Raw genomic sequence first — 11,598 nt, 5'->3', positions numbered from 1 at the left:
CTTGCACACTTCCTCATCGCGCTTGTGACCGAACCCCTCTCGCAGGAGTTGGGTGTCTCTCCCCCTTGAGCGACGGGCGCCCGCTGCTGTGGCGCGCCACCCGCCAGATCGTCGCCTCTCTGATCGCTACCATCTTTACTCAACCTTCCTTGGCGGCCCTGCGTCAAAATCTCCATGCCTTGCGATATCGCTGGCGCGAACCACCACGAAAGCGCAAATTTCAGTCCATGCCAAAGCTATCTTAGCGCCTATGCCCGCAAGGGGGAGATTGGATCTCGCGAATGCTTCGCCAATTTTCAACGTTGCAAGAGAGGCTCCAAAGACGAAACGACTGATCTCCCCCCTTGCGGGGGAGATGCCCGGCAGGGCAGAGGGGGGTGCTGTCCCGCCAATCTTGCGGAGAATTCCGCAACCGTCACCGCTCACTTGCGCTTGTTCGCTCTCCCCGCGAACGGGTTGTCCGAAGTCCGCAGCGCTATCCTGATCGGCACGCCGGGCAGGTCGAAGGCTTCGCGCAGGCTGTTGGAGAGGTAGCGGACATAGGATTGCGGCATCGCGTCGGGCCGCGAGCACTGGACGACGAAACCCGGCGGCCGGGTCTTGGCCTGGGTGACATATTTGACCTTGAGCCGGCGGCCGGCGACAGCGGGCGGCGGGTGATGCGCCAGAATGCTTTCCAGCCAGCGGTTGAGCTTGCCGGTGGAAACGCGGCTGTTCCACACCTTGTGCGTCTTGACGACGGCATCCATCAGCTTGTCGAGGCTGCGGCCGGTCTCGGCCGAAACGGTCACCGCCTGGATGCCGCGCACCTGCGGCAAAAGCCGTGTGGTCTTTTCGCGCAACTCGGCCAGCAGTTCCTGCGGATTGTCGATCAGGTCCCATTTGTTGAAGGCAATGACCGGCGCCCTGCCCTCGCGGATGATCAGGTCGGCGATCTGCAGATCCTGCTTCTCGAACGGGATGGTGGCGTCGAGCACGATGATGACGATCTCGGCAAAGCGGATGGCGCGCAGGCCGTCCTGCACCGACATCACTTCCAGCTTTTCATGGATCCTGGCCTTGCGGCGCATGCCGGCGGTGTCGAACAGTTTCATCCGGCGGCCATGCCAGTCCCAGTCGACCGAGATGGAATCGCGGGTGATGCCGGCTTCCGGGCCGGTCAACAGCCGCTCCTCGCCGATCAGCGCGTTGATCAGCGTCGACTTGCCGGCATTGGGCCGGCCGACGACGGCAATGCGCATCGGCTTGGTGTCGTCATAGGGGGGTTCGGCGTCGGGATCGGTGATGTCCTCGCCGATCAGCACCTCACTGGCGGCGACGTCCTCGGCCTCGTCTTCTTCCTCGCCGAAGGCGCGGTCTTTGCCTAGCGCCTCGATCACCGCGTCGCGCAGATCGGGCATGCCCTGGCCGTGCTCGGCCGAGACCGGGATCGGCTCGCCGAGGCCGAGTTCCCAAGCCTCCAGCATGCCGCCCTGGGCGCCCTTGGCCTCGGCCTTGTTGGCGACCAGCACGACCGGCTTGCCGGACTTGCGCACGATCTCGGCAAAGGTGCGGTCGTCGGGCAAAAGGCCGGACTTGGCGTCGATGGTGAAGAAGATCAGGTCGGCTTCGCGGATGGCGATCTCGGTCTGCGCGCGCATGCGGCCGGGCAGCGTCGAAGCGGCGGCGTCTTCGAAACCGGCGGTGTCGATGACATCGAAATGCAGATCGTAGAGTTTGGCCGCGTGGACGCGACGGTCGCGGGTGACGCCCGGCGTGTCGTCGACAAGCGCCAGCTTCCGTCCCACCAACCGGTTGAAAAGGGTCGATTTGCCGACATTGGGCCGGCCGATAATGGCGACTTTGAAGCTCATTCGGCTATCCATATCATCGCCCGAACCGCAGCGCGCCCTTGGGTCAGGCCCGAGGGCAGGCTTTGGGCGATGCGTATCATGACGCGCCCGAGCCGCGGATCAGTTCGGACATCAGCGTCGCCCGCTGGCGCGCATTGCGCGGGGCGCCGTCATCGGCGGCGATCTGGTCGAACAGTTTCAGCGCATCCTGGGTCTTGCCTTCTTTCCAGGCGGCAAGGCCGAGCGCTTCGCGCGCCGTGTGGCGTAGCGTGTTGTTGTCGGCGGTCAGCGCCTCGACGCGGCTGGAAACGTCGGCGAAGGAGCCGTGATCGACGAGCAGCAGGGCGGCCCGCAGGCGCGCCATGTCGCGAATGCCCTGGGGAATGGCGGTGTCGGCGGCGACGCCATCGAAATCCGCGACGGCAGCGGCAAAGTCGCCCTTGTCGGCCTTGACGGTTGCCGCGCGCATGCGGGCGAGCAGCGGATAGGCGCCGTAGCCGTCCTTTTCCAGCTGTTCGAGGGCGGTCAGCGACTCGTCGCTCTTGCCGTCATTGGCAAGCTTCAGCGCCTGCGAAAACGCATCGCCCGAGCGGTTGGCGCGGGTCTCGTCCCAATAGCGGTAGCCGACGAAGGCAGCGGTGCCGAGCACCACCAGGACGGCGAGGACAAGGATCGCCGGGCCGAAACGATCCCAAAGCACCTGCGCCTTTTCGCGACGGATCTCGTCGTTGACTTCGCGGATAAAACTGTCGTCGGACATCAATCAAAACCATTGCTGCCCCAACAGGGGCGCTTCTTGAGCCCGCGTTTTAGCGAAATTTCGCGGGCATGGAAGGGGCTCGGCAGGAAAATCGGCTAATCGCCGGGCGCATAGCTGCCGACATTGATCGCACCCACGCCACATTTTGCCGATAGCCGGCTTGGACTGCCTCCGGATCAAGCCCAGATTGCCGATGCCACGTTTGTCCCGCGTTGTTGCGTTTTCCTCAGCCGTGCTTGCCATGGCGGGCACTGCTTTCGCCGACCCGCCGGCGCCGCCTGCCCCGGCAAAGCCGAAGCAAATCGTCATCATCTCGTTCGACAGCGCCCGCGAGATCTCGCAATGGCAGCGCAGCCGGGCACTGGCCAAGCGCACCGGCGCGCATTTCACCTACTTTCTGTCCTGCGTGTTCCTGTTGTCGCAGCAGACGCGCGCCGAATACACCGCGCCGGGCAAGTCCGCGGGCAAATCCAACATCGGTTTTGCCGCCTCGAAACAGGAAGTAGCCGATCGGCTCGACCAGATCGGGCTTGCCGCGGCGGAGGGCCACGACATCGCCAGCCATGGCTGCGGCCACTTCGACGGCAAGGACTGGAGCAAGGCCGACTGGCTGAAGGAATTCGCCTCGTTCGGGCACATTCTGGAGAACGCCTATGCGATCAACGGCATTGCGCCCGAGCCGGCAGGCTGGCGCGCTATCGCCCATGCCGTTGTCAGCTTTCGCGCACCCTACCTCTCGACCGGCAAAGGGCTCTACGAGGCCCTGGATGAAGCCGGCTACCACTATGACGCCAGCGGCGTTTCGAATGGCCCGGTCGAGCCGCCGACCGGCGGCGGCCTGACCCGCTTTTCGCTGCCGCAGATCCCGGAAGGCCCGAACTCAAGGCCGGTGATCGCCATGGACTACAATCTTTATGTCCGGCATTCCGGCGGCTTCGAGCGGCCGAGCCAGGCAGCCGAGTTCAGCGATCGGACCCACCAGGCCTTCCGTGCCGCCTTCGACAAGCAATATCAGGGCAAGCGCATCCCGCTGGTGTTGAGCTTCCACTTCACCTTGATGAACAACGGCGCCTACTGGAACGCGCTGGAGCGCTTTGCCGACGAGACCTGCGTCAGGGCCGATGTCGAGTGCATCAGTTTTCGCGATTATGTGCAGCGCCAGCGCGGCGGCCAGCGGCAGGCGGCGGTGGGCGGCTGAGCCGCCCACCCGGTGCGATCTTCAAAGCTCAGTTTACGCCGGATCTTCGGCGCTCTGCCGCTCAAGGTAACGTTGATCGATGGGCGGGAGCGGCTCGCCTTGCAGTGTCGCTTCGAAGGCGCGCAGGCGTTTGTGGACCGACTGAAGCTCAACGATGGTCGACCAGGAATTGATCAAAAACTGGAGCGATCCCGTCACCCGCCCGAAGGCGTTGGAGATCTGGCTGAGCGAGCCAAAGGTGATCTTGTGCGCGATAAAGGAGGGGGCGAGAATAATGAAGGAGAATATATTGTCTGCCTGAAGAAAGGTGTAACGCACAACGTTAAAGTAGATGTAGTGAAAATACAGGCGGAAATAGTTCTTCCGCACATTGTCGAACAGTTCCGTCGTCGTCTCCGGCTGTGCACGGTCCTCGTGATCCTCGCCATAGACGAGTTCCTTGCGATAGGCTGCCTCGACGCGCTGGTTGCGAAACTGCAGACCCGGGAGTTTGACGCCGGCAAGCATCACGGCGAGCGTCCCAAACAGGCACCAGCCGATCGCCGCCACCACAAGCGGTTGGGGAACAGCGCCGATGATCGGCAATTCGGTAATATGCTGTTGCAGGGCGACCATGACCGGCAGGAAGGCGATGAGTGTCATGATGGACTGGACGAAGGTAGCTCCTAGATCCTCCATGATCTGGGAGAAACGCATCGTATCTTCCTGGATGCGCTGTGACGCGCCCTCGATGTGGCGAAGCCGTCCCCAGTTGGCCATGAAATGGCCGTTCATCGCCATGCGCCAACGGAAGACCCAGTGGCTGACAATGAAGGCATTGACGACCGATACATTCATGCCGATCAACGCCAGCCAGACAAAGCTGGATTGTCCAGCATAAAATTCGCCGACAGTGGATTCAATCTTTCCTGACATCAGCCCTTGGACGTAGTCGAAGAATGGCCCGTACCAGGCGTTGACCGCGACGCTGATCTGCACATTGAAATAGATGAGGAACAGGATGATCGCGGTGACCAGGATCGACCAATTTTGCCATGGATGCGGCGAATACCAAGCCCAGAACGCGTAGAAGGCGGCCACGAAAAACGCGAAATAGACATAAAACCACAGAAATGGGAGCGACCAGAACACAGAGATGTCGCCGATGGCCGGCGCGTCGGCCGCCGCAGGCGGCAAGCCGATGTTTGCGCCCAGCTGCTGGCCGCCGAAGAACCAAAACAGGATGCCGAAAAGGCTCCAGACGGCGGCCGAGGTGAAAAACAGCTTCGGCTGCGGGAAGAAGGATACGAACACTGTGGCGAATTCCTCGGTCGGTGCGCAAATCAGCGGGGTTGCTGGTTAGGGGCATAAAGTCACACATTAGGTGGAAAGCAAATGCCCGTGCCCGATGCCCGGCATCGAGCAAGACCACAATCATGGCGATTTTGGCGCGGCCGACCAGGTGATGCCTGCCGAGACCAGCAAGACCGCAGCAGCGACGATCGAAGCGAGGAAGAAGTTGCCCGAGGCTTGCGCCAGCAGGCCGGCGACGACAGGGCCGACGATCTGGCCGATGCCGAAGGAAGCGGTCATCAGCGCAAAAATCCGGCGCGGCGCCTGCGGGACAAGCAGCCTTGCCGTCTGCAGGCCCAGTGCTGTGACGGCGATGAAGGTGCCGCCGAGCAGGACGCCCGCCAACAGCGGCCCGGCGGTGCCGCCGATGGCGACGCTGGCGGTGACGCCGACCACCTCGACCAGGCAGCCCACGGCATAGGCCGCGTAAAGCCCGATCCGTGCCGCTACCTTCTGCCACAGCCGGACCGAGGGAAAGCCGGCAAGGCCGGTGACCATCCAGACGCTTGCCTCGAAGACGCGGCCGCCGCCGCCCTGGCGCACGATGGCGACCAAGAAGGTCGCCGTCACCACATAGCCAAAGCCGAACAGGCCGTAGGCAACGATGACTTTCATCAGCGACCGGTCCCTCGGCAGTGCCGGTTCGCGGTCGGCCACGCCGCTGGCAGGTGCGGTGCCGCCGGCGAGCAAGGCGACGAGCGCAAGGCCGCCGGCGGAAATCGCTGCCGACCACAGCCAGCCCGAAGCCCAGCCGGCATGTTCGGTGACCAGAACCGCCATCAGCGCTGAGGATGCCGCGATGCCGAGGCCGACGCCGCCGAAATGCAGCGCCTGCAGGTCGCTTCTGTTGGCGGCTGCCAGGTGACCGAAGACGATGGAGGCCATGAACACCATGACGAAGGCGCTGGCGAGACCGGCAAGGAAACGGATGAGGATGAAGGCCGTCATCGTTTCGGTCAGTCCCATCAGGGCGGCGAGCGCAGCACTGGCGGCAAGGCCGCCAAACATCAGCAGCCGCTCGCGCCCATGCGCCCAGCCGCCGGCCGCCGCAAGCGCGCCGACGAGGTAGCCGAGGTAGTTGGCCGACGCGATCCAGCCGGCATCGGCCGGCGACAGATGCAGTTCTTCCATCATTCCGGGCAGGATCGGCGTGTAGACGAAACGGCCAATGCCCATGGCGACGGCCATGGCGATCATGCCGGCGAGAGCAAGGCGCGAGGGTGATGGCGCGGCGTTCATTGCAGCGCACAATAAGGGTGCGGACCGATCAGACCAATCCACTTGCGTTGGGCCAGACTTGGCGGCGGCGACAGTGGCCGTTGGCGTGACTGTGCCGAGGCGCGAGGGCCACTTGGCGTCGCGCCGCCCCGCCTGCCGGCACCTTCTCCCCATATAGTGACGGGGAGAAGGGGGTTAACCGTGTGCCTCGGCGCCCTTGCCTGCAGGGCTGGTGATTGGCGAAACCTTCGGCGCCGGCAACCTTTCTCCCTTACGGGGAGAAATGCCCGGCAGGGCAATGAGCGGCAGCGCTGGCGCCGACAGTATCGCCTTCCCAGTTACCGCGTCCGCGATTTCAGCGGCAGCCTGCTTGCGCCGTCTCGTATGCAGTGCGGCGCGCCGTCAGGCGAAACGGCATGTCGCCGAGTTCGCGCTCCGACATGGTGTCGAGCACGGGATGCGACAGCGGATCGGTCACCCAATTGAGGACATCCCCGTCAGGGCGCCGCCGCGTGCAGCCGGCGGCAAAGACTTTGAGCAATGATACGATCGTCACCATCCTCGCCTCCTCGGTCTGGTTGTCTTCGCTAGAATCTGCCCTGTCTCGCCGTCTTTCAATTGAGATTTCGGCCGCGCCGGTTTAGAAAAACTGGAATGGCCATGCTGAACCGCGTCCATCTCAACGGCCTGCGCGCCGTCGAAACCGTCGCCCGCCTCGGCTCGCTGGCGGCCGCTGCCGGCGAGCTCAACGTCTCCGTCAGCGCCGTCAGCCAGCAGATCAACCGCACCGAAAAGCAGCTTGGACAGGCGCTGTTCGAACGTACGGCGAGCGGGCTGGTGCTGACCGAGTTCGGCACGGTTTTTTCCGCCCGGCTGGGCGCCGGTTTTCGCGAGCTGGCGCAGGCGGTGGCGCTGGCCGACGAGGCAAGCCAGTGCACGCTGGTGGTTTCGGTGGCGCCGGCCTTCGCCTCGAAATGGCTGCTGCCGCGATTGTCGCGGCATTTCGACCGCCATCCCAACGTGCTGCTGCGCATCGACGCCTCGGTGCGGCTCGCCGATCTCGAGCGTTCCGACATCGACATCGCCATCCGGCTCGGCGACGGCAAATGGCCGGGCGGCCGGGCGGAACTTTTGTTGGCGCAGGAGGTCTTTCCGGTCTGTGCGCCGGTGATCGCCAAAAAGCTGACGTCGATCGAAGACCTCGCACAGACCTGCGCCATCACCGACGAGCGGGCGATGGTCAACTGGGAGAGCTGGTTCAAGGCCGCCGGAGCCGAGCCGGTCACCTTCCGCAAGGGCGCGCGCTTCACCGACCCGATGCTGTGCCTGGAATCGGCGATCGCCGGCCATGGCGTCATGCTCGGCTGGCAATTGCTGGCCGCCGATGCGCTGGCCGACGGCCGCCTCGTCGCGCCTTTCGGCGTGCGGGCGCAGAGCGGCCTCGGCTACTGGCTCGTGACCTCGGCGACCAAGACCGAAAGCCGCAAGGTGCGCGATTTCAAGATCTGGATCCGCGAGGAAATCGCGGCGACCGTGGCGCAGTTCAGCGCGCTGGAAAGCGCTGCCTAGGGCTGTCCGTCGCGACAGTGCTGGAAAGCACAGCCGCGCCGATCTATGTTGGAAGCTTCACCCCCAAGACCAAGGCAGGCAGGATCATGACCACACATTCGCGCGGCGTTTCCGCAACGATCGACCCGGTGAAGCTCGACAGGCTGGCGGAAGTCGCCATCAAGGTCGGGCTGCAATTGCAGCCGGGGCAGGATCTGGTGCTGACCTCGTCGATCGCAGCCCTGCCGCTGACCAGGCGCATCGTCGAGCACGCTTACAAGGCGGGCGCCGGGCTGGTAACGCCGATCTTCAACGATGACGAGATCACGCTGGCGCGCTTCCGCTACGGGGCGGATGCCGGCTTCGACCGCGCCGCCGGCTGGATGTATGAAGGCATGGCGAAGGCCTTTTCCAACAATGCGGCGCGGCTTGCCGTGCGCGGCGAGGACCCGTCGCTGTTGTCGGCGCAGGACCCGGCGAAAGTGGCGCGCGCCAACAAGGCGAACTCGATGGCCTACCAGCCGGCGCTGGAAAAGATCACCGGCTTCGACATCAACTGGAACATCGTCGCCTACCCGGATCTCGCCTGGGCAAAACAGGTCTTCCCCGGCGATGCCGACGATGTCGCCGTGGTGAAGCTCGCCGATGCGATCTTTTCGGCATCACGGGTCGATGTGGAAGACCCGATCGCAAACTGGACGGCGCACAATGCAGCGCTGCGCGGCCGCACAAAGTGGCTGAACGAGCACAATTTCCATGATCTGCATTTCAGCGGCCCGGGCACCGACCTCACCGTCGGGCTGGCCGATGGCCATGAATGGATGGGCGGCGCCTCGACTGCCAAGAACGGCGTCACCTGCAATCCGAACATCCCGACCGAGGAGGTCTTCACCACGCCGCATGCACGGCGCGTCTCCGGCCGTGTATCCTCGACCAAGCCGCTGTCCTACCAGGGCACGCTGATCGACGACATCTCGGTGCGTTTCGAAGAGGGCAGGATCGTCGAGGCCAAGGCTTCGAAGGGCGAGGACGTGCTGAAGAAAGTGCTCGACACCGACGAGGGTTCGCGCCGGCTCGGCGAGGTGGCGCTGGTGCCGCATTCCTCGCCGATCTCGGCCAGCGGCCTGCTGTTCTTCAACACGCTGTTCGACGAGAACGCCGCCTGCCACATCGCGCTCGGGCAGTGCTATTCAAAATGCTTCGTCGACGGCGCCTCGCTCACCCAGGACGAAATCGCCCAGCGCGGCGGAAACAAGAGTTTTATCCACATCGACTGGATGATCGGCTCGGACAAGATCGAAATAGACGGCGTGCACAAGGATGGCCGCAAGGTGCCGGTGATGCGCAAGGGTGAGTGGGCGTAAGCTCGCGGAGGGCGGATGGGTTTCGACCTGACGGTCAAGCGAATTTACGAAGCACCCGCGCCCGATGATGGGCAGCGGGTGCTGGTCGATCGCATCTGGCCGCGCGGCATCAGCAAGGAGGATGCCGCGCTGACGCTGTGGCTGAAGGAGATCGCGCCGAGCGATGAATTGCGGAGGTGGTTCGGACATGAGCCGGCGCGATGGGCGGAGTTTCAAGTGCGGTATTCGGTCGAGCTGGATGGGAATAGAGAAGCGGTGGCGAAACTGCGTGGCTTGCTCGGCAAGGCCAAGGTGACGCTGCTTTATGGCGCACATGACGAGGCGCATAACAATGCGGTGGCGTTGGCGGGGTATTTGCGCGAGACGGGTTGAGAGACAGCGAACCGCTGCATACGCCGCAAGCGAAAGCCTTCACAATTAGCGATCGCCCTCCACGCGTTCGTCATCCTCGTGTCTGCGCTGCGTCGCTTCGCTCCTTGCTACGCCATAGGCTGACGAGGCAGGGCTACGCTACTTCACCACCCCTTCATAAGCCTCCGGCTTGAACCCCACCAAAATCTCATCCCCGACCTCGAGCACCGGGCGCTTGATCATCGTCGGGTTGGCCAGCATCAGCTTCCTGGCCTTCTTCTCGTCGAGCCCTTGCTTGTGCTTGTCGGGCAGTTCGCGGAAGGTCGTGCTGCCCTTGTTGAGCAGCTTTTCCCAGCCAACCTTGCCGATCCATCCATCCAGTCTGCCCACCTCTATCCCCTCGGCCCGGTAGTCGTGAAAACGGTAAGGCACATCGTGGCCCTCCAGCCAGGTGCGCGCCTTCCTGATCGTGTCGCAGGTGGTGATGCCATACATGGTGATCGTCAAAACGCACTTCCCTTGGGCTGGTGGTCGAATCCGCCGGACAGCCTAAACCGTCCTTCCCGCTTTGCCAGCACCCCGGTCACATCAGCCCATTTTTAGGGCTTGCCAATACTAAGGAATTTTCCTAAGTATCTTTCTATACCCGTCGACGGACCTCAGGATCGCCCATGCCAAGCCTCCACGCCCCAACTACAAGTCTCCCGCCGATCGACGGCATCTTCCGCGCGCTGGCTGACCCGACGCGGCGGCGCGTGGTCGAGCGGTTGAACCGCAGTCCGGCCTCGGTCAGCGAGTTGGCGCAGCCTTTCGAGATGGCGCTGCCTTCCTTCATCGAGCATCTGAAAGTGCTGGAAGGCTGCGGTCTGGTGCGATCGGAAAAAATCGGCCGCACCAGGACCTATCAGCTGGCGCCCGAACCGCTGCAGCTCGCCGAAAACTGGCTGGCCGAACAGCGCACGCTGTGGGAGCGCCGACTCAATCAATTCGACGCCTATGTGATGAGTCTCAAGGAGCAAGAAAAGTGAGCTATCCCTTCAAGCCCGACCCCAGACTGGACCTTGTGCTGGAGCGCAAGCTCGACGCGCCGCGCGAACTCTTGTGGAGCGCGATGACGGTGCCGGAGCATGTCAAGCAATGGTTCACGCCCAAGCCCTGGCTGATCACCGATTGCGAGATCGACCTTCGTCCGGGCGGACTGTTCCGGACGCGCATGCAATCGCCCGACGGCAAGGAGGTCAACGACCGCCATTGCTGCTATCTCGAGATCGTGCCGAACGAGCGGCTGGTGTGGACCGATGCGCTGCTGCCGGGCTATCGGCCCTCCGGCGAGCCCTTCATCACCGCAGTCATTTCGCTTCAGTCGGATGACAAGGGCACGCGCTACACGGCAACGGCCATCCATCGCGACGAGGCTACCCGCAACAATCATGAAGAGATGGGGTTCTTCGACGGCTGGGGCACGGTGGCCGATCAGTTGGCGCAGTATGTGAAGACCATTTGAGCTTTTCCCACTGCGGCCAGGACTTTGTCCCGGCCGCCTGGTTTTTGGGTCGTGCAGCGAAGCGCGCGCCGGAACCCGACGGCACCCGGGCTCAGTAGTAGAAGCGCTCTTCGGTGATCTTGCCGTTCTTGACCGTGTACAGGCCAACCTCGTCCATGGTGACCCGTTCGCCGGTGGCCTTGGGCGTTATGTCGAACTTGAAGCGCACCGCGAACTGGTCGCCGTTGACATAGGGGCCTTCGACAGAGCCGCCATGGACTTCGTGGTTCTCTTGCCACCATTCGCCCTTTTGCCTGAGAGCCTCCTTGCCACGGGCGATGGCCATCGGCCCCTCCATGGCTTCGAGGCTGACGATATCATCGGCATTGTACTTTTCACCAGCACCCAGGTGATCCCCCTGCTGGAGCATTTCAGTGAAATCCTTGGCAACATCCGCGATGGTCATGTGTGTTCCTCCTGTTCAGACTGGTTTGAAGTAGGGAAGCGCTTGC

The 11,598-nt window shown here is 63.4% G+C and carries 13 protein-coding genes; 6 read left to right on the top strand and 7 right to left on the bottom strand.

Annotation, left to right across the window (positions count from 1 at the left end):
• Nucleotides 1-422: 422 nt before the first annotated feature.
• Both der and NKI88_RS15735 read right to left on the bottom strand, forming a co-directional pair.
• Nucleotides 423-1,853, bottom strand: a complete 1,431-nt coding sequence (der, locus tag NKI88_RS15740; protein ID WP_352656015.1) for a ribosome biogenesis GTPase Der — start codon at nucleotides 1,851-1,853, stop codon at nucleotides 423-425.
• Nucleotides 1,854-1,929: 76 nt separating this feature from the next.
• Nucleotides 1,930-2,592 carry a tetratricopeptide repeat protein gene (locus tag NKI88_RS15735; protein ID WP_023668491.1) on the bottom strand — a complete coding sequence of 221 codons (663 nt, stop codon included), beginning with the start codon at nucleotides 2,590-2,592 and terminating at the stop codon, nucleotides 1,930-1,932.
• A 193-nt stretch (nucleotides 2,593-2,785) separates the two neighbouring features.
• Between NKI88_RS15735 and NKI88_RS15730 the strand changes: the two genes are divergently transcribed.
• Complete coding sequence (locus NKI88_RS15730) at nucleotides 2,786-3,790, top strand: polysaccharide deacetylase family protein (RefSeq protein ID WP_352656013.1); 1,005 nt, start codon at nucleotides 2,786-2,788, stop codon at nucleotides 3,788-3,790.
• A gap of 33 nt (nucleotides 3,791-3,823) precedes the next feature.
• On the opposite strand, the gene sbmA is transcribed toward NKI88_RS15730, so the two are convergent.
• The 3 genes from sbmA to NKI88_RS15715 form a co-directional block, all read right to left on the bottom strand.
• Entirely contained in the window at nucleotides 3,824-5,083 is a 1,260-nt protein-coding gene (gene sbmA, locus NKI88_RS15725) for a peptide antibiotic transporter SbmA (protein ID WP_023684385.1), read from the bottom strand.
• A 120-nt stretch (nucleotides 5,084-5,203) separates the two neighbouring features.
• On the bottom strand, nucleotides 5,204-6,361 hold the full coding sequence (locus tag NKI88_RS15720; RefSeq protein ID WP_023684386.1) for a YbfB/YjiJ family MFS transporter: 1,158 nt from the start codon (nucleotides 6,359-6,361) through the stop codon (nucleotides 5,204-5,206).
• A 334-nt stretch (nucleotides 6,362-6,695) separates the two neighbouring features.
• A complete protein-coding gene (locus tag NKI88_RS15715; protein WP_023687097.1) occupies nucleotides 6,696-6,899 on the bottom strand; it encodes a hypothetical protein in 204 nt (67 codons plus the stop codon).
• A gap of 95 nt (nucleotides 6,900-6,994) precedes the next feature.
• Between NKI88_RS15715 and NKI88_RS15710 the strand changes: the two genes are divergently transcribed.
• From NKI88_RS15710 to NKI88_RS15700, 3 genes are all read left to right on the top strand, one after another.
• On the top strand, nucleotides 6,995-7,909 hold the full coding sequence (locus NKI88_RS15710; RefSeq protein ID WP_023752591.1) for a LysR substrate-binding domain-containing protein: 915 nt from the start codon (nucleotides 6,995-6,997) through the stop codon (nucleotides 7,907-7,909).
• Between the two features lie 86 nt (nucleotides 7,910-7,995).
• The gene (locus tag NKI88_RS15705; RefSeq protein ID WP_352656010.1) at nucleotides 7,996-9,252 is read left to right on the top strand and encodes an aminopeptidase; all 1,257 of its coding nucleotides are present in this window, start codon (nucleotides 7,996-7,998) and stop codon (nucleotides 9,250-9,252) included.
• A 15-nt stretch (nucleotides 9,253-9,267) separates the two neighbouring features.
• Complete coding sequence (locus tag NKI88_RS15700) at nucleotides 9,268-9,624, top strand: DUF488 domain-containing protein (RefSeq protein WP_352656008.1); 357 nt, start codon at nucleotides 9,268-9,270, stop codon at nucleotides 9,622-9,624.
• 138 nt (nucleotides 9,625-9,762) lie between these two features.
• On the opposite strand, the gene NKI88_RS15695 is transcribed toward NKI88_RS15700, so the two are convergent.
• The gene (locus NKI88_RS15695; protein ID WP_023687095.1) at nucleotides 9,763-10,110 is read right to left on the bottom strand and encodes an ArsC family reductase; all 348 of its coding nucleotides are present in this window, start codon (nucleotides 10,108-10,110) and stop codon (nucleotides 9,763-9,765) included.
• A 164-nt stretch (nucleotides 10,111-10,274) separates the two neighbouring features.
• On the opposite strand from NKI88_RS15695, the gene NKI88_RS15690 reads away from it, so the two are divergent.
• Nucleotides 10,275-10,631, top strand: a complete 357-nt coding sequence (locus tag NKI88_RS15690; RefSeq protein ID WP_023684392.1) for an ArsR/SmtB family transcription factor — start codon at nucleotides 10,275-10,277, stop codon at nucleotides 10,629-10,631.
• The gene (locus NKI88_RS15685; protein WP_023668501.1) at nucleotides 10,628-11,107 is read left to right on the top strand and encodes an SRPBCC family protein; all 480 of its coding nucleotides are present in this window, start codon (nucleotides 10,628-10,630) and stop codon (nucleotides 11,105-11,107) included. Before NKI88_RS15690 ends, NKI88_RS15685 begins: the two co-directional genes overlap by 4 nt.
• Nucleotides 11,108-11,198: 91 nt before the next feature.
• Here NKI88_RS15685 and NKI88_RS15680 read toward each other — a convergent pair whose 3' ends face one another.
• Nucleotides 11,199-11,552, bottom strand: a complete 354-nt coding sequence (locus tag NKI88_RS15680; RefSeq protein WP_023684393.1) for a nuclear transport factor 2 family protein — start codon at nucleotides 11,550-11,552, stop codon at nucleotides 11,199-11,201.
• Nucleotides 11,553-11,598: the final 46 nt, after the last annotated feature.

It is taken from the genome of Mesorhizobium sp. M0317 (assembly GCF_040321555.1).
Taxonomy (GTDB): Bacteria; Pseudomonadota; Alphaproteobacteria; order Rhizobiales; family Rhizobiaceae; genus Mesorhizobium.
Note: the sequence above shows the minus strand (reverse complement) of the source record. Positions and strands in the feature narration are given on the sequence as shown.

Coding starts and splice junctions, on each gene's coding strand:
- NKI88_RS15710 (WP_023752591.1), top strand. CDS start 6,995: ATGGCCATGCTGAACCGCGTCCATCTCAACGGCCTGCGCGCCGTCGAA.
- NKI88_RS15730 (WP_352656013.1), top strand. CDS start 2,786: ATGCCACGTTTGTCCCGCGTTGTTGCGTTTTCCTCAGCCGTGCTTGCC.
- NKI88_RS15735 (WP_023668491.1), bottom strand. CDS start 2,592: ATGTCCGACGACAGTTTTATCCGCGAAGTCAACGACGAGATCCGTCGC.
- NKI88_RS15680 (WP_023684393.1), bottom strand. CDS start 11,552: ATGACCATCGCGGATGTTGCCAAGGATTTCACTGAAATGCTCCAGCAG.
- NKI88_RS15690 (WP_023684392.1), top strand. CDS start 10,275: ATGCCAAGCCTCCACGCCCCAACTACAAGTCTCCCGCCGATCGACGGC.
- NKI88_RS15720 (WP_023684386.1), bottom strand. CDS start 6,361: ATGAACGCCGCGCCATCACCCTCGCGCCTTGCTCTCGCCGGCATGATC.
- der (WP_352656015.1), bottom strand. CDS start 1,853: ATGAGCTTCAAAGTCGCCATTATCGGCCGGCCCAATGTCGGCAAATCG.
- NKI88_RS15715 (WP_023687097.1), bottom strand. CDS start 6,899: ATGGTGACGATCGTATCATTGCTCAAAGTCTTTGCCGCCGGCTGCACG.
- NKI88_RS15700 (WP_352656008.1), top strand. CDS start 9,268: ATGGGTTTCGACCTGACGGTCAAGCGAATTTACGAAGCACCCGCGCCC.
- NKI88_RS15705 (WP_352656010.1), top strand. CDS start 7,996: ATGACCACACATTCGCGCGGCGTTTCCGCAACGATCGACCCGGTGAAG.